Here is an 18517-nt window from a genome sequence, read left to right as displayed (position 1 = left end):
GTTACGCGGTGGCGGTGGCCAGGGCGTCCCGGAGCCGGCCGAGGACCTCGTCCAGCGTGCCGTGCCCGGTGAAGCCCGCGGCCAGCCGGTGCCCGCCGCCGCCGAGCGACACGGCGACGGCGCTGACGTCGCGGGCGCCCTTGCTGCGCAGGGAGACCGACCACTCCCGCTCGGCGACCTGCTTGAGCACGCAGGCCACGTCCGCCTCGGCGGCGCCGCGGACGGAGTCGATGAGCGCCTCCATCACGTACGGCTCCTGGTCGTGCCGGGCCAGGTCGGCGAGCGAGACGTACGCCCAGACCAGCCCGACCCCGCCGGCCGAGGCCGGCTCCAGCTCGGCCCGGCTCAGCGCGTCCCCGAACAGCTTCACCGCCCCGAACGGCCGCGAGTCGAGCACCCGCTGGGAGATCTCGCCGGGGCGCAGGCCGGTGGCCAGCAGCGTCGCGGCGAGCCGGTGCACGGCCGGCGTGGTCAGGTTGAACTTGAACGAGCCGGTGTCGGTGACCAGCGCCACGTACAGGCACTCGGCGACCGCCGCGTCCAGCGGCAGGTCGAGCCGGCGCAGCAGCTCGGCGGCGACGACCGAGGTGGCCGCGGCGGTCGGCGAGATCAGCGGGTGGCCGCCGAAGCCGGGGTTGGACGCGTGGTGGTCGAGCACGATGGACGTGCCGGCGGTGTCCAGCCGGTCGACGAGCTTGCCGATCCGCGCCGGGCCGGCGGCGTCGAAGCAGAGCAGCAGCTCCGGCTCGGCGATCGCCGCGTCCTCGGGGACGAGCAGCTCCAGCCCCGGCAGGCCGCGGAACGGCTCCGGTACGGCCGGCGGCCCGGGGAAGGTGGCCTGCAGCCGGGTGTAGCCGGCGGCGCGCAGGGCCAGGCCGACGCCGAGCATGCTGCCCAGGGCGTCGCCGTCGGGATTGACGTGGCAGACGAGCAGGATCGACGCGTCGCGCGGGAGCGTGCGCACCGCGGTCACCGCCGCCGCCCACTGCTCCTCGCTGATCCCCGGCGCCGGTGCGTCGTCGTCGGTCACCGTCGACCCTCCATGGTCTCCGCGGTCTCCGCTCCGCCGGCGGCGCCGAGCGGCGCGCCGTCGACGTCGTCCTCCACATCGGACTCTACGCGGTACGGCTGTGGCTCGCCCGCGAACCGCGCGCCGGCGGCGCGCCGCTGCACCTCGGCGTCGGCGTCGCGGGCCACGGCGAGCAGCTCGTCGATGTGCTGCGCGTGGTCGTGGACGTGGTCGGCGACGAAGTCGATCGTCGGCGAGTGGCGCAGCCCCAGAGCCCGCCCGACGGTACTGCGGACCATGCCCTTGGCGCTGTCCAGCGCCGCGGCGGTGCCGGCCTGCGCGGCCGCGTCGCCGAGCACGGTGTAGAAGACGGTCGCCTCGCGCAGGTCGGCGGTCAGCCGGGCGTCGGTGATCGTCAGCATGCCGAGGCGGGGGTCCTTGACCTGCGTCCGGACCACCGAGGCCACTAGCTCCTTCACACGCTCCGCGTGCCGCCGTACCCTGGCCTGGTCGCTCATCGCGGCCACCTCCACTCTCGCTGACACCGCACCCCGCGGGAGCGGCCCGGGCCGCCGGGGGTTCCCGCTACGTCGACCCTACCCGGCGCCCCGACCCGGCCGCCGCCACGCGGGCGGGGGATCGACGCGCCGCCGGGGGTCAGTCGTCGGCGCCGTACAGCCGCCGGCGGACCGACAGCAGCTCCACCTCCGGCCGGCCGGCGACGGCCTGCTCGCACCGGTCGAGGACGGCCGCGACCTGCCCGGCCTCCCCGGCCACGGCGGCGACGCCGAGCCGGGCCCGGCCGTGCAGGTCCTGGTCGGCGACCTCGGCGACCGCCACCTCGAACCGGCGCAGCGCGGCGACGATCGGGCGGACGTAGGCGCGCTTGGCCTTCAGCGAGCGCGCGTCGGCGGGCAGCAGCAGGTCGAATTCGGCCGTTCCGGTGTACACGAGCGCCCACGGTACGGCACCGCCCCGGCACGGCGGTGGGGGCGGGCGCCGTTGCCGGCACCCGCCCCCACCGCGGTTCGTCACCCGATCAGGCGCGCGGCTTCTCCCGCATCTCGAACGTCTCGATGACGTCGCCGACCTGAACGTTGTTGTAGTTGCTCAGGGTCAGACCGCACTCGAAGCCCTCGCGGACCTCGGTTGCGTCGTCCTTGAACCGCTTGAGGCTGGACAGGGACAGGTTGTCCGCGACCACGACGCCGTCCCGGACGAGCCGGGCCTTGGCGTTGCGGCGCAGCACGCCCGAGCGGACCAGGCAGCCGGCGATGTTGCCGATCTTGGACGAGCGGAAGACCTCGCGGATCTCCGCCGAGCCCAGCTCGACCTCTTCGAACTCCGGCTTGAGCAGCCCCTTGAGCGCCGCCTCGATCTCCTCCAGGGCCTGGTAGATCACGGTGTAGTACCGGATCTCCACGCCCTCGCGCTCGGCCAGGGCCTCGATGGCCTTGCCCTGGGCGCGGACGTTGTAGCCGACGATGATCGCATCCGAGGCCGACGCCAGCATGACGTTGGACTCGGTGATCGCGCCGACGCCGCGGTCGAGGATCTTGAGCTGGACCTCTTCGGGGATGTCGAGCTTGAACAGCGCGTCCTCGAGGGCCTCCACGGAACCGGAGACGTCGCCCTTGAGGATGAGCGTGAGCGCGCTCTTCTCGCCCTCCTTGATCTGGTCCATGAAGTTCTCGAGCGTCGCCCGGCCGCGGGAGTTGGCGAAGCTCGCCGCCCGCCGCCGCGCCTGCCGCTGCTCGGCGATCTGCCGGACCGTGCGGTCGTCCGAGGCCGCGAGGAACGTGTCCCCCGCGCTCGGCACCGACGTGAGGCCGAGCACCAGCACCGGACGGGACGGGCCCGCCTCGCTGAGCGCGTTGCCGTTCTCGTCGAGCATCGCCCGGACCCGGCCGTGCGCGCCGCCGGCGACGATCGAGTCGCCCGCCTTCAGCGTGCCCTTCTGCACCAGGACGGTGGCCACGGCACCGCGACCCTTGTCCAGGTGCGCCTCGATCGCCACGCCCTGCGCCGGACCGTCCTCGGGGGCGGTCAGCTCCAGGGCCGCGTCCGCGGTGAGCAGCACGGCGTTGAGCAGGTCCTCGATGCCGATGCCGGGCTTGGCCGCGACGTTGACGAACATCGTGTCGCCGCCGTACTCCTCGCAGATCAGGCCGTACTCGGCGAGCTGCTGGCGCACCTTGTCGGGGTTCGCCTCCGGCTTGTCCACCTTGTTCACCGCGACCACGATCGGGACCTCGGCGGCCTTCGCGTGGTTCAGCGCCTCGATCGTCTGCGGCATGACGCCGTCGTCGGCCGCGACGACCAGGATCACGATGTCCGTGACCTGGGCACCACGGGCACGCATGGCGGTGAACGCCTCGTGACCCGGGGTGTCGATGAAGGTGATCGCCCGGTCCACGCTGTCGTGGTCGACGTGCACCTGGTACGCACCGATGTGCTGGGTGATGCCGCCGGCCTCGCCCGCCACGACGTTGGCGTTGCGGATCGCGTCCAGCAGCTTCGTCTTACCGTGGTCGACGTGACCCATGACGGTCACCACCGGCGGCCGGCTGACCAGCCGCTCGGAGTCCACCTCGGCGTCGAGGTCGATGTTGAACTGCGCGAGCAGCTCGCGATCCTCGTCCTCGGGGCTGACGATCTGGACGTCGAAGCCCAGGTGCTCGCCCAGCAGCAGCAGCGTCTCGTCCGAGCACGACTGCGTCGCCGTGACCATCTCGCCCAGGTTGAACATCTCCTGGACGAGCGAGCCCGGGTTCGCGTTGATCTTGTCGGCGAAGTCCGAGAGCGAGGCGCCGCGGGACAGCCGGATCGCTTGACCCTGGCCGCGCGGGGCGCCCGAACTCATCGTCGGGGCCGACAGATTGTCGAACTCTTGCCTGCGCTGCTTCTTCGACTTGCGCCCGCGGGCCGGCTTGCCGCCCGGACGCCCGAAGGCACCCGCGGCACCGCCGCCGCGACCGCGCCCGCCGCCACCCGGCCGGCCACCGCCGCCCGGGCCGCCGCGGAAGCCGCCACCGGCACCCGGCGCGCCACCGCCGCCGCCACCGGGACCACCGCGGAAGCCACCGCCACCGCCGCCGCCACCGGGACCACCGCGGAAACCGCCGCCACCGCCGCCGCCACCGGGACCACCGCGGAAACCGCCGCCACCGCCGCCGCCACCGGGACCACCCCGACCGCCACCGGGGCCACCGCGCCCGCCGCCGCCCGGACCGCCACCGGGGCGACCCGGCTGGCGCGAGGGCATGGATGCGGGGCTCGGCCGCGGGGGCATGGACGCCGGGCTGGGCCGCGGCGGCATGCCGGCCGGGCTGGGCCCGCCGCCGGGCCGCGGGGCGCCGCCCGCCGCGGGGCGGCCGGCGCCGGGCGTGATGCCGAACGGGTTGTTGCCGCCGCTGCGGGCCGGCGGGCGACCGCCGGGGCCGGGCCGCGGACCGCCGCCGGGCGCGCCGGACTGGCCGGGCGCGTCGGGGCGACCCGGCCGCGGCATGGCCGCCGGGGAGCCGGGACGCGGGGGCATGGTGCCGGGGCCGGGCCGCGGGCCGGGGCCGGCGGCACCGCCGCCGGGGGCCTCACCGCCGGGCGCGGGGCGCCCCTCGGCCTGGCGCTGCTTGGCGGCGCGAACGGCCGCCTCCTGCTCCTTCTTGAGTGCCGCGGCGCGCTGCTCGGCGGCCTCGACCTCGATGTCGTGCGCGCTCTTGGCCGCCGGGGCGGCCTTGCTCACCGGTGGGCCGGGGACCGGGCCGCGCGGGCCGGGCCGGGGGCCGGGGCCCTTCGGGCCGGGCTTCGGGGCCGCCGGCTTCAGCTCGGCGGGACCGGACGGCGCCGGGGTGGCCGGGGTCGCCGGGCTCACCGTCGGGGCCGCGGGCGGCGCCGGCGTGGCGGTCACCCGGGGCGGCGCGGGGGCGGCCGGCGCGGACGCCCCGCCCTCGGCCACGAACGCGCCACGCAGCCGCCGGGCCACCGGGGCCTCGACGGTGCTGGATGCGGATTTGACGAACTCGCCCATCTCCTTGAGCTTGGCGAGAACGGTCTTGCTCTCGACCCCGAGCTCTTTCGCGAGCTCGTGTACGCGGGCCTTGCCTGCCACTGCACTCCTCACTCCGAGGTCGTGCGGACAGCCCGCAGCGACCTCAATCGTGCACTTGAAGCCTGGTCATGTGAGCGACTTCATCGTGTGCTCATGTCGGTCGTCCTACCTTGCTGGTCTCGGGTGGGTCGCAATGAGCTGCCACCGTCCGTGGTTCCGGGCGGCACGCTGACCGTCCGGAGGTGCTCGGCGAGCGGCCCGGTGTCGGGGACACCGGGGAGCCGGAGCGCGCGCCCTAGGGCGCGGCGCCGCTCCGCCAGCACGAGGCAGGCCGGATCGGGGTGCAGGTGCGCACCCCGCCCCGACAGTCGTCGCCCCGGATCCGGCTGGACCGACCAGCCCGCACCGGCGGCCCGGGCAACGACACGTACGAGTTGCGTCGCGGGAGCGCGCCCTCGGCAGCCCACACACATCCGGATCGGTCCGGGCGCCGGGGCGCCGCCGATGGTGCCGGCAGCGGGTACGACGGACGGACCGGGGGATGGCGGGCCGGCAGCCGGCGCGCCACGCGTCACGGGGAGTCTACCCCGCTTGCCGGAAGATCGTGCCGGCCGGTCGGGCTCGCCGGCCGCCGTCACTCTGCGTCGGCGAGTGCGGGCGCGTCGCCACCGCCCCCGGCCGGCGCCCCGGCCCCCGCCGGCGCGTCCCCGCCGGCCGGTCCGGCGTCCGTACGGCCGGGCTCGGCGTCCGACCGGATGTCGATGCGCCACCCCGTCAGCCGCGCGGCCAGCCGGGCGTTCTGCCCCTCCCGGCCGATCGCCAGGGAGAGCTGGTAGTCGGGCACGGTCACCCGGGCGGTCCGGGCGCCGGAGTCGACCACGTCGACCCGGAGCGCCTTCGCCGGTGACAGGGAGTTACCGACGAACTGGGCCGGATCGTCCGACCAGTCGATGATGTCGATCTTCTCGCCGTGCAGCTCGCTCATCACGGCGCGGACGCGCTGCCCCATCGGGCCGATGCAGGCGCCCTTGGCGTTCACGCCCTGCACCATCGAGCGTACCGCGATCTTGGTGCGGTGGCCCGCCTCGCGGGCGATGGCGGCGATCTCCACCGTCCCGTCGGCGATCTCCGGTACCTCCAGCGCGAACAGCTTCTTCACCAGGCTCGGGTGCGACCGGGACACGGTCACCTGCGGGCCGCGGAAGCTGCGGGTGACGTGCACCACGACGGCCCGGATCCGCTGGCCGTGCGGGTACCGCTCCCCCGGCACCTGCTCGGCCTGCGGCAGCACCGCCTCCAGCTTGCCCAGGTCGATCGAGACGATGCCCTTCTCCTGCCGCGCCTCGTGCGCCTGGACCACGCCGGTGACCAGGTCGCCGTCGCGGCCGGCGTACTCGCCGAAGTGGGCGTCGTCGGTGGCCTCGCGCAGCCGCTGCAGGATCACCTGCTTGGCGGTCATCGCCGCGATCCGGCCGAAGTCGTGCGGGGTGTCGTCGTACTCCCGGACCACCCGGCCCTCGTCGTCGACCTCGCGGGCCAGCACGCTGGCGGCGCCGGTCTTGCGGTCGATCTCGATCCGGGCGTGCGGCTGCGCGCCCTCGGTGTGCCGGTACGCGGTCAGCAGCGCGGTCTCGATCGCGCCGAGGATGGTCTCGAACGGGATCTCCCGCTCCCGCTCCAGCGCGCGCAGCGCGGCGAGGTCGATGTTCACCTCTGGTCCCCTTCCTCGTCGTCGGCGATCTCTTCGAGGTCGCCGTCGGCCACCTCGTCGAGCCGCTGGAACTCCACCTGCACCCGGCCGGGGCCGAGCGCCTCGTACCCGCAGGCGACCCGCTCGCCGGCGATGTCGAGCACGACCGCGTGGGCGGTCGCCTCGACCACCCGGCCGGTGAGCTGCCGCTCGCCGTCCGCCGTGCGGTGGGCGACCCGGACGAGCCGGCCCACGCTGCGCTGCCAGTGCCGGGGCAGGCGCAGCGGCCGGTCGACGCCGGGCGAGCCCACCTCCAGGCTGTACTCCCCGTCGAACAGCGGCTCGCCGGCCTCCTCGGCGGCGTCCAGCGCGGCCGAGACCGCACGGGACACCGTGGCCACGTCGTCCAGCGAGACGCCGCCGTCGGCGTCGATCGTCACCCGCAGCAGGTGCCGCCGGCCGGCCCGGGACAGCGCCAGGTCCTCCAGGTCGCAGCCGGCCCCGGCGATGACGGGCTCGATGATCGCGCGCAGCCGGTCCCGCCGCGCCGCCTCGGTGCCGACGCGCTGGCTGCGGACCCGCGCCGCGGTCTCGCCGCGCGCGCCGGCGGTCCGCCCCGGCGCGGCGCCCGAGCGCCCCGATCGTGACCCGACGGGGTGCCCGCCGGCCCGGCCGCGTGACATCACCACTGCGCTCCCATCCGCTCCGCGCGCCCGTGCGCCGCGTGCTGGCCCGCGCCGGCACGGCGGCGCGCCGCCGGACCGATGCCCGGCGGCTGCGCAGAGCGTAACGCGCGGGCGGGGACGGCGGACGCCAAGCCGACCGGAGTCACTCTCGATCCCGCGCGCGGGTGGCGCAGCGCGGGCGCGCCGGTACGGATGGTGTTCACTGGGGGGGATGGCACACCCGCACCCCGCCCCCCGGACCGCGCCGGTCGCCGGCACCCGCCGCGCGCTGCTGCGCGCCGCCGCCCTCGTGCCGGCCGCGGCCGTCGCCGCCGGCTGCCGCCCCGGCCGACCCGCCGCGCCCGATCCGCTCACCGGCCTGCTCGCCGGCACGGTGGCGCTGGCCGCCCTGTACGCCAGGGTGATCGAGACCACGCCCGCGCTGGCTGCGCGGCTGGCGCCGGTGCGCGCGGCGCACGAGGCGCACGCGGCCGCGCTCACGGCGGTGATCGCGCCGCCGACCACCCCGCCCGCGCCGCCGCCCGGCGCGGCGCCCACAGTGGCCACCCTGCGCCGGGCCGAACGAACCGGCCAGCGCGCCGCCGCCGCGGCCTGCCTCGCCGCCCCGGCGGCCAGGGCGACGCTGCTCGGCGAGATCGCGGCGGCCCGGGCCACCCACCTGGAGGTGCTGGCGTGACCGAGCCCACCGCCGACCCCGGCATCGCCCGGCTGGGCGACGCGCTGGCCGCGGAGTACGCGGCCGTGTACGCGTACGGCGTGCTCGGCGTCCGCCTGCCGCCCGCCCAGGCCCCGGTCGCCCGGACGGCCGAGGCCGCGCACCGCGACCTGCGCGACGCGCTGCTGCTGCACCTGCGCTCGGCCGGGGCCACGCCGGGCGGCGCCGAGCCGGGCTACGCGCTGCCGTTCCCGGTACCGGACGCCGCGGCGGCCCGCCGGCTCGCGGTGGTGGTCGAGGAGCGGACGGCGACGGTGTGGCGGGCGGCCCTGGCGGCCACCGACGGGCCGGCCCGCCGGCTGGTCCTGACGGGACTCACGGACGCGGCCACCCGGGCGACCCGCTGGCGCCGCCTGTCCGCGCAGCTCCCGCTCACGACGCCGTACCCCGGCCGCCCGGGGCCGACCCCCGAGCCGTCCGCAACCTGACCGCGCCCGGCCGGCGCGACAGCATCAACGCGCGCGGATGGACCGGGGCGCCACATCGGACGCCGGGTTGCGGTCGCGGCCGTATCCGTCCCGGTACGGCGCGCGGAGTTTCTCGCGATCAGGTGACGCCGACGCCGATCGCTGTGCCGATGCCGTACGTCGCCAGCGCCGCCACCCCGCCCAGCGCCAACTGCCGCAGCCCCCCGCGCCACCACGACCGCCCGGTGAACCGCGCCACCACCACCCCCGCCGCGAACAGCCCGACCCCGCCCACGGCCAGCGCCGCCACCAGGCTCGCCCAGCCCAGCAGGTACGGCAGCAGCGGGATCAGCGCCCCGACCGAGAAGCACAGGAACGACGACACCGCGGCCGTCCACGGGCTCGGGTGGTCATCGGCGTCCACCCCCAGCTCCTCCCGGACGTGCACCCGCAGCGCCTCGTCCGGGTTGCGCTTGAGCACGTCCGCCACCGCCCGGGCCAGCTCGGCCGGCAGCCCGCGGGCGGTCCAGACGTCGGCGATCTCGGCGGCCTCGGCGTCCGGGAAGCGCTCCAGCTCGCGCCGCTCCTTCGCCACCTCGGCGGCGATCTGCTCGTTCTGCGCCCGCACGCTGGTGAACTCCCCCAGGCCCATCGAGATCGCGCCGGCGACCAGGCCGGCGGCGCCGGTGAGGACGATCGTGTGCGCCGGTACCCCGCCGCCGCCGACGCCGGCGATCAGCGCGATGTTGGTGACCAGGCCGTCCATCGCCCCGAACGTGGCGGCGCGCAGCCAGCCGCCGCTGACGTCGGCGTGGTGGTCGCGGTGCGCGGCGGCGGGGGTGGGCACGGTCATGCCGGACGCCCGGTCACGGGAGGGTGAGGATCTCGTGGCCGTCGTCGGTGACCAGGATCGTGTGCTCGAACTGGGCCGTCCACCGGCCGTCGGCGGTGACGACGGTCCAGCCGTCGTCCCACATCTCGTACTCGTGCGTGCCGAGGGTGATCATCGGCTCGATGGTGAACGTCATGCCCGGCTCCATGACGACGTCCAGGCCGGGGTTGTCGTAGTGCGGCACGTACAGGCCGCTGTGGAACGTCTCGCCGATGCCGTGGCCGGTGAAGTCGCGGACGACGCCGTAGCCGAACCGGCGGGCGTACGCGGAGATGACCCGGCCGATCGCGTTCAGCGGGCGGCCCGGCGCGACGGCGCGGATGCCGCGCATCATCGCCTCCCGGGTGCGCTCGACGAGCAGCCGCGCGTCCTCGTCGACGTCTCCGACGCAGAACGTGGCGTCGGTGTCGCCGTGCACGCCGCCGATGTACGCGGTGACGTCGATGTTGACGATGTCGCCGTCGGTCAGCACGGTGGAGTCGGGGATGCCGTGGCAGATCACCTCGTTGAGCGAGGTGCAGCAGGAGGCCGGGAAGCCCTTGTAGCCGAGCGTGGACGGGTACGCCCCGTGCTCGACCAGGAAGTCGTGCACGATCTCGTCCAGCTCGTCGGTGGTGACGCCGGGCTTGCAGTGCTCGCCGGCGAGCTGCACCGCCCGGGCGGCCAGCTTGCCGGCGATCCGCATCCGCTCGATGACCGACGGGCTCTGCACGTGCGAGCCGGTCCATCTGCGGGGTCCGGGCTTGCCCACGTACTCGGGCCGGGCGATGGACGCGGGCACGGTCCTGCGGGGCGAGCGGGTGCCGGGGACGATGGGGGCGCGCACGGTCATCCCGCCAGCCTAGCTCCGCCCGGGAGCGCCCCGCGCGGCACCGGCACGCGACTTTGCTCACTGTTAGTCATTGCATAGTTACCGGCAGACCCCGACACTCGTGACATCGGGGCTGCGTCTCGGCTAAAGTCCCACACCGTCTCGGCTAAGAGTCGCAAAGCCGCACCCGGCCAGCGCGGGAGGAACCGCCGGATGGACATCCACGTACGTACCGACGGCGGCATCGACGCCGCACTCGACCTGGCCCACTGGATCGAGGCCGACCCGGGGGTCGGCCCGGCGGCCGCGCGGCTGCCCGGCGCCGGCGCCCCCGGCAGCATGGCCGGCAGCGTCGAGCTGCTGCAGTTCGCCGTCGGCAACGCCATCGCGCTCGGCGCGCTGCTCGTCTCCGTCGCCCGCTGGCGGACGTCCCGCCCCGAGCGGCCCACCGTCCGGGTGAGCGTCGACACGCCCGACGGCGCCACCGTGACGATCGAGTCCGACGACCCGGACGCGCTGGCCGCGGCCGTCCGCGAACTGGGCGGCGCCTGACCCGATGGCCCGGCTCGCCGATCCGAGCGCGTCGCGGGCGGTGCTCATCGGCACCGCCCGGTACGACCACCTCCCCGCCCTGCCGGCCGTCGCCGGCAACCTGGAGGGCCTCGCCGCCGCCCTGCGCGACCCCGTGCTCTGGGGCCTGCCGGCCGAGAACTGCCGGGTGCTGCTCGACCCGGTCACCCCGCGCGAGGTGGACATCGCGCTGTCCGAGGCCGGCGGCGCGGTCCGGCCCGGCGGGCTGCTGCTCGTCTACTCCGCCGGGCACGGCCTGGTCGACGTGGACAGCCGGGACCTGTTCCTCGCCCTGCGCGACACCGTGCCGACCGCGATCCACGCCACCGCGGTCCCGTACGACTGGGTGCGGCGCAACGTGCGGCGCAGCGCGGCCGAGCGGCGGGTGATCATCCTGGACTGCTGCTACGCCGGCCGGGCCGAGATGGCCGCCCCGCACAGCCGGACCGTCCTGCTCGCCGACAAGGCCCGGATCGAGAAGAGCTGCCTGCTGGTGGCCGCCGCCGCGACCGAGGCGGCGCAGGCGCCGCCGGGCGAGCCGTTCACCGCGTTCACCGGCGAGCTGATCGGGCTGCTGCGCGCCGGCCTGCCCGGCGGGCCGCGGCTGCTGGACATGAAGACGATCTGGCAGACGCTGCGCGACCGGCTCCTGCACCTGGGGTACCCGCAGCCGGAGGTGCGCGCCCGCAACTCCGGCGACGACATCCCGCTGGTCCGCAACGCCGCCCTGCACAGCCACGAACTCGCCGGCCGGGTGCTGGTCTCGGCGCCGCACGTCACCGGCCCGGACCTGCGCGAAGCGGTGCTGCTGATCGTCCGGTACGACCCCGAGCGCGGGGCGGTCGCCGTCCGGCTGAACCAGCCCACCGACCGGGCCGCGGCCGGGATCGCCCGGCAGTGGGAGCACCTGCTGTCCGACCCGCCGGTGATCTTCCACGGCGGGCCGGTGCCGACGCCGGGGTACCTGGCGCTGGCCCAGCTCCGCCCCGACGCCGCCGCGCCGACCCGGTTCGCGCCGATCGCCGGCCGACTGGGCACGATCGCGCTGTCCGCCGACCCGACCGACATGGACAGCTACCTCGGCGACCTGCGACTGTGCACCGGGTACGTCGGCTGGGCCCCCGGCGAGCTGGAGTCCGACCTGGAGGCCGGGCTGCTGCGGCTCGCCGAGGACGCCCCCGATGCCGCCTTCTCCCCCCGCCCGAACGAACTCTGGCACGAATTGCAGACATAGATGGACATCCCACCGATCGCCGCCGGCGCCGCCGAGCTGGTCGACCACCTCACCCACGCGGTCCGCCGCGGGGAGCACCTGACGCTGCTCGTCGGCTCCGGGCTGAGCGTCCCGGCCGTGCCGGGCGTACCCGACATGATCGCGCTCGCCGACGACTACGCCGCCGGCCGCGACGACGGCGAGCTGGGCCGGGCGCTGGCCGCCGCGGCCGCCGCCGGGTCCGCGCCGGGCGAGGTGTACCGGGCGTACCACGCGGCGTTCGCGAACTGGATCTCCGGCAACGAGTTCGACGTGGTCGCCCAGGCGGCCGTGCTGCACGCGTACCAGCCGGCCGTCCGGGCCCACTCGGCGCTCGCCACGCACGGCGTGTGGCAGCGGCTGGACACCCGGGTCGGCGAGCGGCTCGAGGCCGACCTGGACGCCTGGCGGGTCCCCGAGGGCGTGGCCGCGCTCGGCCGGCTGCTGGCCCGCCGCCCGGCCCAGTTCGGCAACCGGCTGCTGACCACCAACTTCGACCCGCTGATCGAGATCGCGATCCGCCGGGCCGGCGGCCGGGCCAGCCCCCTGACGCTCACCGACGAGGGCACCGCGCCGACGCCGCTGCTGGCCGCGGACGCCGTCCGGATCTTCCACCTGCACGGGTACTGGCGGCCCGCCCGCCCGGCCGAGCGGCGCGGGATGCTGCACGACCCGCACCGGCTGCGCGGCGCCGGCCCCGGCCAGTCGGCGGCGCTGGCCCGGCTGCTGCGCGGCGACACCGTCTGCGTGATCGGGTACGGCGGCTGGGACGAGGCGTTCCTGCGCGCGCTGCGCCAGGTCGGCCACCGGGTCACGGTGGTCTGGGCGTTGTACGACCCGGACCCGGCCGCGGCCGACGCGCACCGGGAGCGGCTCGCCGCGACGCTGGCCGGGCACCGGCCGCCGCTGGTCTTCACCGGGGTGGACGCCAACTCGCTGTTCCCCGCGCTCGCCGACCGGCTCGGCGTGCCCGAGCAGCCGCGCATCCCGCGCACCCGGCGGCGGTTCCGGCAGCGGGTGTGGGAGCGGGAGCTGATCTCCGAGCCGACCAACACCCCGCCGGCCGGGGCGCGGGCGCTGCTGGACCAGCTCGACCGGCGGTTCGGCTGGGAGTTCCACCGGCCGGAGGAGCCGTCCGGCAAGACGCCGGACCTGCTGTACTGGCCGGTCCGGCTGCGCGAGACGTCGTCGCTGATCCACGCCGTGCAGGCGCTGGCCGCCGCCGCGCTGTCGGCCCGCGGGGTGTCGGTGACCGTGTGCCTGGACGACTTCGGGGTGGCCCAGCGGTACCGGTACAGCCACCGGTTCACCGCCGACCTGCGCCGCTGGTTCGCCCTGGTGCCCGACGCGGTCGCGCCGGAGATCGTGTCGCTGCAGGACTTCGTCGAGCGGACCGACGTGCTGGCCGACCCGAGCGCGCTGCTGCGGCCGGTCCGGCCGTGGGCGGTGGCCCGGGAGGCGTACGGCGAGCGCAACCCGTCCCTGTACAGCGTGCTGGTGGCCACCAAGGTGCTGCCGGACGTGCCGGTGGAGCGGCTGATCGACGCGGGCGCCGCGGTGCTCCAGACGCTGCTGTCCAGCAACGCCCGGCGGCTGCTGACCCCGCTGACCATCTGGGCCCACCTGAACCACCTGCTGCTCGACCGCCCCACCGACTCGGTGATCACGCTCAGCGGGCAGGACGAGCGGGCGTTCTGGCAGCTCTGGCGGGAGGTGTTCGACTACGACCTGCACCAGTTGTGCAATCCGCGGGCGGAGAGCCTGTCCAACGACTCGCTGATGCTGCGCTGGCGGGACCCGCGGGAGTTGGCCGACCACCTGACCCGGGCGCACGCGCTGCCGGACTGGGACGCCGACCGCGGGTACCTGCACTGGCTCGTCCAGCACGCGGTGCTGCTGCCGATCTACCTCACCGGCGAGGAGGCGCCGCCGATCGGCGGCGAGCGGCTGGACTCGTGGGCCGCGGTACGGGCGGCGGTGCAGGCCGACCCGGCGGCGGCGCTGGGCACGGTGGCGGCCCGGGTGTCCGCCCTGTACCTCGCGGACCAGGGGCCCGACCAGTAGCGTTCGGGCAGGTCCGGGGTGATTTCCGGGTGCGGGCGGGGTTCCGTCCGGGGTGCCGCCGGCGTTAACCTCGAAGGCATGACGATCACCCCCGGCATGCCGGTACCGCCGGACCTCGCGGCGGGGCCGGCCGCGTGCGGCGGGCCGGCCGACGTCACCGACGGCCACGCCTCCGCCGCCGCCCTGGACCACGCCGTCGCGGTGCTCGACGAGCTGGGCACGGCGCTGGAGGAGACGAGCGAGTGGCTGGGCGAGCCGCTGGCCACGTACGTCAGCGGCGCGGCCACCCAGCGGGAGCTGCGCGGCTGGATCGAGTCCGGCCCGGAGGTCGCGGCGAGCAAGGAGGCCCTGGCCCGGCTCCAGACCGCCGTCGAGGTGGTGGACATCTTCGCCGCGGTCGGCGAGCCGACCGTGGCCCGCGCCTGGCTGCGCGAGGTCTCGCCGACGACGCTCGGCCGCAGCCCGGCCCAGCTCCTGCGGCATGCCCGGCACGAGCGGCTGCTGCACCGCATCCGGGACGCCGCCGCCCGGCACGCCGAGGACACCCACCCGCGGGACTGACGGCCCCGCCGCGCCGGACCGCCCGCGCTGTCGGCCGGTCGGCCGGTTACCCACCGGGAAGCGTTCAGCCCGTTAACCGCCGGCCGATATGTCGGACGACGGGAGTGGGGGGTCATGGCGAGCATCGAGCGGGTCCTGGGTGGCTGCCTCGCAGTAGCGATGGTGGTCGCGATGGCCTGCACCCAGGCCGCCGGGAGCGCGTTCAGCCGCAGTACCAGCAATCCGGGCAACGACCTGACCCTGTCGACGAACTTCAACTCCGGGCCGCTGTACGGCTGGGGGGACAACACCACCGGCCAGTTGGGCCTCGGCAACACCACCAGCCCCCGGACGAGCCCGCTGCAGGTCGGCTCGGCGACGACCTGGGAGTACCTGAGCACCTCGAACCAGCCGGCGATCGACTCCGAGACCGGGCACACCTGCGGCATCCGCACCGGCAACACGCTCTGGTGCTGGGGGAAGAACGACTACGGCCAGCTCGGCCGGGGCAACTACACCGACACGTCCAGCCCGGTGCAGATCTCCGGCTCGTGGAGCACGGTGGCGGCCGCCGGCATCCACACCTGCGGCATCCGGACCACCGGCACGATGTGGTGCTGGGGCCAGAACTCGTTCGGCCAGCTCGGCGTCGGCAACAACACCACGTACAGCTCGCCGCAGCAGGTCGGCTCCGCGAGCAACTGGACCGCGGTCGCCAACGGCAACGTGCAGACCTGCGGCATCCGCGGCGGGGCCGTCTACTGCTGGGGCGAGGGGCTCAACTACAAGCTCGGCAACGGCTCCACCGCCGAGCAGACGACCCCCATCACCACCAGCAGCAACACCACCCACACCAAGATCACCGTCGGCCGGATGCACGCCTGCGCGCTGCGCAGCGCGGGCACGCTGTGGTGCTGGGGGCTCAACGACTCCGGGCAGCTCGGCCGCGGCAACTACACCACCGCGCAGACGCCGACGCAGATCGGCGCGCTGACCACCTGGACGGCGATCGAGGCCGGCCGCGACCACACCTGCGGGCTCAAGACCAACACCCTGTGGTGCTGGGGCCTGAACGACAACTACGAGCTGGGCCTCGGCGACACCACGACGCGCAGCTCGCCGGTCCAGGTGGGCTCGGCGACGGACTGGGCCAAGGTGCAGCCGGGCAACGAGTTCGGCTGCGGCCAGCGCACCGACCGGTCCATCTACTGCTGGGGCAACAACGACTACGGCCAGCTCGCCCAGGGCGACCTGTCCGACGAGACCACGCCGAAGCTGGTCCCCGGCGGCCACACCGGGCTGCTGTTCGGCGGCGGTACCGGCAGCAGCAGCATGTTCTCGATCGGCTGACCGCCCGGCGCCGCACCCGGGTGGCCGTGCCCGCGGGCGCGGCCCCCCGGTCGGCCGCGGGCGTCAGCGGCGGGCGGCGCCGACGCCGGGGGCCGGCGCCGGGAGGGCCGGCGGGCGGGCGCGGGCCGGGGCCAGCGGCCCGTTGAGGTACCGGCCGGCGTGGCCCGCCCAGTCGATGTGCGCGTCCAGCAGCCGGCGCAGCGCCGCGACGTCCGGGCGGGCGTCCGCGGGCCAGACCACCCGCTTGCCCGGCCCGTCCGCCCGCTGGACGCACAGCCGGCCGCGGGAGTCGATCAGCAGCACCGAGTTCGGCGCGGCGGCCGTGCCGGTCACCCGGATGTCCAGCGGCAGCCCCGCGGCGGCGCACTCGGCGACGAACGCGCGCAGGTGGTCCAGCACGTCCGGGCCGGGCAGCACGCCGCGGTGCCGCTCGGCCTTGCCCGCCGGTACAGCGGCGTGCAGCACCCAGTACCGCACCCCGCGGGCGAGCAGGTCGTCGCGCAGCCGGCGCAGCGCGTCGGGCTCCTCGTTGTGCCGGCCGACGACCGTCTGCACGCTGCACGGCACGCCCGCGTCCAGCAGGGTGCGCAGCGTGCCGTGGGCGGCGTCGAACGAGCTGCTGCCGCGCGGCAGGTACCGCGGGCTGACCGGCCGGACCCGGTCGTGCACCTCCCGCCGGTCGCTGTCCACCGACACCCGGACGTGCGCCGACGCGCGGCGCAGCTCGGGCAGCAGCGGCCGGATATCGCCGGCGCCGGAGGTGTCCAGCACCACCCGCTTGTGCACCGCGAGCCGCCGGATCAGGAACGCCGCCCGGGCCGGCGCCACGATCGGGTCGCCGCCGGTCACCACGGCCACCAGCGCGGGGACCAGCGCCGCCGTGCGGGTCACCGCGGCCACATCGGACCACTGCTCGCCCTCGCGGTACGGGATCATCAGGTCGTCGGCGTGGCAGTACACGCAGCGCAGCGGGCAGTGCGCGGTGCTGAAGCAGTTCACCAGCAGCGGCCGGTCCAGCGCCGGCAGGTCGACCAGCCGGCCGACCAGCGACCGGGCCTGGTTCGGCCGCGGCGCGGTCGGCGGGTCGGTGACGCACACGCCGAGCGCCGCCAGCGCCGCCGCCCTGGCCCGGTCGGCGCCGGTCAGCGCCGCCGGGCCGACGTGCAGCCTGCGCAGCAGGTCGGCGTGGGCGGCGTCGACGGCGAAGAAGTCGTCGCGGTGGCCGACGTACGCCACCGCGCCGAACGGCTCGAAGCGGACCGTGGCGTCGGGGTTGAGCGCGGCCCGCAGCACGCCGGCGGCGGTGGGGGCCGCCGCCGGGACCGACGCGCTGATCACCGTGGACACGGTCGCCCGGTCCGAGTGCGAAGCGACATGTTGGCACCCTCGTGGTCGGTACCCGGACGTGGGCACCCGCGTGGCCGGTCCGGAGACGCCGGGCGCAGCGCGTCGGGACGCGGTCACCCCCGGTTCGGCCGCCTATGGAGACAATGGCACGGTCGGCCTGGCCGGCACCCGCCCGTCCGGTCGGATTTCGCGCCACCGAGCACAATCGCCCGCGGGTAGTAACGAACGAGCCGGGGGCCGCGCAGCCCCCCTGACGGTCGTCCCTCAGAAGAGGACGGTGGCGAAGGTGCCGGCCGGGCGGAAGCCGCAGCGGGCGTACGCGCGGCGGGCCACGGTGTTGTAGGCGTTGACGTACAGGCTGACCGTCGGCGCGACCCGGCGCAGCGCGTCCAGCGCGACCGCGGCCATCGCGGGGGCGGCCAGGCCCTTGCCGCGCCAGCGCGGCGCGACCCACACGCCCTGCACCTGCGCGGTGCGCGCGGTCACGACCGCCAGCTCGGCCTTGAAGACCACCTCGTCGTCGATGATCCGGACGTACGACCGGTGCGACCGGATCATGTCCAGCAGCCGGGCCCGGTAGCCGATGCCGCCGTCGTCGGTCAGCGGCGACATGCCGATCTCCTCCTCGTACATCGCCACCGCGGCGGGGAAGAGCAGCTCGGCCTCGTCCCGCCGGGCCAGCCGGACGCCCGGGTCCGGGGCGATGTCGGGGAACCGGTCGAGGGCCAGCAGCGGCTGGTCGGCCCGGACCTCGCGGGCCGGCCCCCAGGAGGGCGCCAGCCTGTCCCACAGCGGCAGCACGGCGTCGGCCCGGCCGACGACGGAGGCGCAGGTGCGCGGCTGGACGGCCAGCAGCTCGGCGAACGCGGTCACCGCGGCGGCGTCGGCCCGGACCGGGATCAGGTGCGCCCCGACCCAGCACAGCGCCTCGGGGATCGGCCCGCCGTACGCGAGCAGCCGCCCGTCGGCCCGCCACCGGGACCAGCCGCGGGTGGTCAGCCGCTCGGCGACCTGGGCCCCGCCCAGCGGATCGGCGTCCAGCACGGCGGACGCCGCGGCGCGATCACCCGCGCCGAGCGGCCGTACCGGTACCGTCAACACCCCACAAGCGTGCCAGAGCCCACCGCCGGATGCGC

Annotated in this window: 18 protein-coding genes; 7 read left to right on the top strand and 11 right to left on the bottom strand. The window is 75.9% G+C overall.

Translation table 11 applies throughout. From position 1 onward, the window contains the following. Position 1 precedes the first annotated feature (1 nt). From IEY94_RS01880 to rimP, 7 genes are all read right to left on the bottom strand, one after another. The gene (locus tag IEY94_RS01880; RefSeq protein ID WP_189168242.1) at positions 2–1030 is read right to left on the bottom strand and encodes a DHH family phosphoesterase; all 1029 of its coding nucleotides are present in this window, start codon (positions 1028–1030) and stop codon (positions 2–4) included. Further along, positions 1027–1527 (bottom strand): 30S ribosome-binding factor RbfA, encoded by a 501-nt coding sequence (gene rbfA / locus IEY94_RS01875; RefSeq protein WP_189168241.1) that lies wholly within the window; start codon positions 1525–1527, stop codon positions 1027–1029. Before rbfA ends, IEY94_RS01880 begins: the two co-directional genes overlap by 4 nt. 139 nt (positions 1528–1666) lie before the next feature. Continuing rightward, positions 1667–1960 (bottom strand): DUF503 domain-containing protein, encoded by a 294-nt coding sequence (locus tag IEY94_RS01870; RefSeq protein WP_189168240.1) that lies wholly within the window; start codon positions 1958–1960, stop codon positions 1667–1669. An 88-nt stretch (positions 1961–2048) separates the two neighbouring features. Further along, positions 2049–5117, bottom strand: a complete 3069-nt coding sequence (infB, locus tag IEY94_RS01865) for a translation initiation factor IF-2 (protein WP_189168239.1) — start codon at positions 5115–5117, stop codon at positions 2049–2051. A gap of 80 nt (positions 5118–5197) precedes the next feature. Beyond that, the gene (locus tag IEY94_RS01860; protein WP_189168772.1) at positions 5198–5530 is read right to left on the bottom strand and encodes a YlxR family protein; all 333 of its coding nucleotides are present in this window, start codon (positions 5528–5530) and stop codon (positions 5198–5200) included. A 161-nt stretch (positions 5531–5691) separates the two neighbouring features. Continuing rightward, a complete protein-coding gene (gene nusA / locus IEY94_RS01855) occupies positions 5692–6768 on the bottom strand; it encodes a transcription termination factor NusA (protein WP_189168238.1) in 1077 nt (358 codons plus the stop codon). Beyond that, complete coding sequence (gene rimP / locus IEY94_RS01850) at positions 6765–7433, bottom strand: ribosome maturation factor RimP (RefSeq protein WP_373291203.1); 669 nt, start codon at positions 7431–7433, stop codon at positions 6765–6767. Before rimP ends, nusA begins: the two co-directional genes overlap by 4 nt. A 211-nt stretch (positions 7434–7644) precedes the next feature. Between rimP and IEY94_RS23245 the strand changes: the two genes are divergently transcribed. After that, a complete protein-coding gene (locus IEY94_RS23245; RefSeq protein WP_229783233.1) occupies positions 7645–8109 on the top strand; it encodes a hypothetical protein in 465 nt (154 codons plus the stop codon). Then, the gene (locus tag IEY94_RS23240) at positions 8106–8576 is read left to right on the top strand and encodes a ferritin-like domain-containing protein (protein ID WP_229783232.1); all 471 of its coding nucleotides are present in this window, start codon (positions 8106–8108) and stop codon (positions 8574–8576) included. The genes IEY94_RS23245 and IEY94_RS23240 overlap by 4 nt, the downstream gene beginning before the upstream one ends. 118 nt (positions 8577–8694) lie before the next feature. Here the strand turns inward: IEY94_RS23240 and IEY94_RS01840 are convergent, their stop codons facing one another. Both IEY94_RS01840 and map read right to left on the bottom strand, forming a co-directional pair. Next, a complete protein-coding gene (locus IEY94_RS01840) occupies positions 8695–9408 on the bottom strand; it encodes a VIT1/CCC1 transporter family protein (RefSeq protein ID WP_189168236.1) in 714 nt (237 codons plus the stop codon). A 13-nt stretch (positions 9409–9421) separates the two neighbouring features. Continuing rightward, positions 9422–10279 (bottom strand): type I methionyl aminopeptidase, encoded by an 858-nt coding sequence (gene map, locus IEY94_RS01835; protein ID WP_189168235.1) that lies wholly within the window; start codon positions 10277–10279, stop codon positions 9422–9424. 192 nt (positions 10280–10471) lie between these two features. Here map and IEY94_RS01830 point away from each other — a divergent pair, with 192 nt between their 5' ends. From IEY94_RS01830 to IEY94_RS01810, 5 genes are all read left to right on the top strand, one after another. Then, positions 10472–10810, top strand: a complete 339-nt coding sequence (locus tag IEY94_RS01830) for an effector-associated constant component EACC1 (protein ID WP_189168234.1) — start codon at positions 10472–10474, stop codon at positions 10808–10810. A gap of 4 nt (positions 10811–10814) precedes the next feature. Continuing rightward, the gene (locus IEY94_RS01825) at positions 10815–12062 is read left to right on the top strand and encodes a YqgE/AlgH family protein (protein WP_189168233.1); all 1248 of its coding nucleotides are present in this window, start codon (positions 10815–10817) and stop codon (positions 12060–12062) included. Beyond that, on the top strand, positions 12063–14144 hold the full coding sequence (locus tag IEY94_RS01820) for an SIR2 family protein (RefSeq protein WP_189168232.1): 2082 nt from the start codon (positions 12063–12065) through the stop codon (positions 14142–14144). Between the two features lie 78 nt (positions 14145–14222). After that, complete coding sequence (locus tag IEY94_RS01815) at positions 14223–14705, top strand: hypothetical protein (RefSeq protein ID WP_189168231.1); 483 nt, start codon at positions 14223–14225, stop codon at positions 14703–14705. Between the two features lie 114 nt (positions 14706–14819). After that, a complete protein-coding gene (locus tag IEY94_RS01810; RefSeq protein WP_189168230.1) occupies positions 14820–16034 on the top strand; it encodes an RCC1 domain-containing protein in 1215 nt (404 codons plus the stop codon). A gap of 63 nt (positions 16035–16097) precedes the next feature. Here IEY94_RS01810 and IEY94_RS01805 read toward each other — a convergent pair whose 3' ends face one another. Together IEY94_RS01805 and IEY94_RS01800 are read right to left on the bottom strand one after the other, a co-directional pair. Next, positions 16098–17372: a radical SAM protein gene (locus IEY94_RS01805; RefSeq protein WP_189168229.1), complete on the bottom strand. Its 1275-nt coding sequence runs from the start codon at positions 17370–17372 to the stop codon at positions 16098–16100. Positions 17373–17645: 273 nt separating this feature from the next. After that, the gene (locus IEY94_RS01800; RefSeq protein ID WP_189168228.1) at positions 17646–18482 is read right to left on the bottom strand and encodes a GNAT family N-acetyltransferase; all 837 of its coding nucleotides are present in this window, start codon (positions 18480–18482) and stop codon (positions 17646–17648) included. Positions 18483–18517 lie beyond the last annotated feature (35 nt).

It is taken from the genome of Pilimelia anulata, assembly GCF_014647895.1.
Classification (GTDB): domain Bacteria; phylum Actinomycetota; class Actinomycetes; order Mycobacteriales; family Micromonosporaceae; genus Pilimelia; species Pilimelia anulata.
This window is presented reverse-complemented; position numbering and strand designations above follow the sequence as displayed.

Excerpts from the sequence above, each read along its gene's own strand:
- rbfA (WP_189168241.1), bottom strand. The coding sequence starts at position 1,527 with ATGAGCGACCAGGCCAGGGTACGGCGGCACGCGGAGCGTGTGAAGGAG.
- IEY94_RS01860 (WP_189168772.1), bottom strand. The coding sequence starts at position 5,530 with ATGTGTGTGGGCTGCCGAGGGCGCGCTCCCGCGACGCAACTCGTACGT.
- IEY94_RS23245 (WP_229783233.1), top strand. The coding sequence starts at position 7,645 with ATGGCACACCCGCACCCCGCCCCCCGGACCGCGCCGGTCGCCGGCACC.
- IEY94_RS01840 (WP_189168236.1), bottom strand. The coding sequence starts at position 9,408 with ATGACCGTGCCCACCCCCGCCGCCGCGCACCGCGACCACCACGCCGAC.
- map (WP_189168235.1), bottom strand. The coding sequence starts at position 10,279 with ATGACCGTGCGCGCCCCCATCGTCCCCGGCACCCGCTCGCCCCGCAGG.
- IEY94_RS01830 (WP_189168234.1), top strand. The coding sequence starts at position 10,472 with ATGGACATCCACGTACGTACCGACGGCGGCATCGACGCCGCACTCGAC.
- IEY94_RS01825 (WP_189168233.1), top strand. The coding sequence starts at position 10,815 with ATGGCCCGGCTCGCCGATCCGAGCGCGTCGCGGGCGGTGCTCATCGGC.
- IEY94_RS01820 (WP_189168232.1), top strand. The coding sequence starts at position 12,063 with ATGGACATCCCACCGATCGCCGCCGGCGCCGCCGAGCTGGTCGACCAC.
- IEY94_RS01815 (WP_189168231.1), top strand. The coding sequence starts at position 14,223 with ATGACGATCACCCCCGGCATGCCGGTACCGCCGGACCTCGCGGCGGGG.
- IEY94_RS01810 (WP_189168230.1), top strand. The coding sequence starts at position 14,820 with ATGGCGAGCATCGAGCGGGTCCTGGGTGGCTGCCTCGCAGTAGCGATG.